This is a genomic window from Bradyrhizobium jicamae, assembly GCF_001440395.1.
GTDB classification, from domain to species: domain Bacteria; phylum Pseudomonadota; class Alphaproteobacteria; order Rhizobiales; family Xanthobacteraceae; genus Bradyrhizobium; species Bradyrhizobium jicamae.
Genome location: NZ_LLXZ01000213.1, coordinates 1 through 223 on the forward strand (window position 1 = coordinate 1; position 223 = coordinate 223).

Annotated in this window: 1 protein-coding gene; it reads left to right on the plus strand. The window is 65.9% G+C overall.

Annotated elements, in window-relative coordinates; genetic code table 11:
• Positions 1-52: 52 nt before the first annotated feature.
• A partial coding sequence (locus CQ12_RS47035) for a tyrosine-type recombinase/integrase (protein ID WP_430642302.1) occupies positions 53-223 on the plus strand: 171 nt, incomplete at its 3' end.

The following is a 223-nucleotide window of genomic DNA, read 5'->3' on the forward strand; positions in this document are numbered from 1 at the left end:
CGCCAACCTACCGCGGGACCGGAAACCGTTCCGATACCGCAGCAGGAACGGCATAGACAAGATCTGGCGCAACGCCTGCAAACGGGCCGGCCTCAAGGTTCTGATGCCTCACGCCGGCCGCCACGGCTTTGCAACCGCTATGCTGCACGCCGGCTACGACCCCGTCACGGTGGCCGAGCATGGCGGCTGGAAGTCCGCCCGACACGTTTTCGAGACCTACGGC